At 43.4% G+C, this 343-nt stretch carries 1 protein-coding gene; it reads right to left on the reverse strand.

Annotated elements, in window-relative coordinates; all coding sequences use genetic code 11:
- Nucleotides 1-88: 88 nt before the first annotated feature.
- Nucleotides 89-343: hypothetical protein (locus DF947_RS22445; protein WP_205940839.1), on the reverse strand; the 255-nt coding region annotated here is incomplete at its 5' end.

Below are 343 nucleotides of genomic sequence, written 5' to 3' on the forward strand. Positions count from 1 at the left end.
AAATGGTCTTCTTTTTTTGTGTCTGTTAGACACCGTCTTTAAAATAAAGCAGGGTATTCTGTACTTGAACAGTACTTCATTACCGCCGCTACGCTACATTGACATCTCTTTTAAGAACTTGTTCGGCCTTCGCCTCTCGGCAGCCTTTTATATATCTTCGGGTATCACTTCCGGGAAGTCTTGATCGTCTCCCCCGTGTTCCGCCCGTTTCAATCTTTTTTTTTCTGTCTTTCCGGCATCCGCCGTTCCGACTCTCTTTTCCCTTCGTTTCCGTTGGGAGTGCAAAGGTAGGAATCTTTTCGCAACTTCCAAATAAAATATTTTTTATTTTTCGGCGCCTCTT

This window comes from Pedobacter paludis, from assembly GCF_003173575.1.
Classification (GTDB): Bacteria; Bacteroidota; Bacteroidia; order Sphingobacteriales; family Sphingobacteriaceae; genus Pedobacter; species Pedobacter paludis.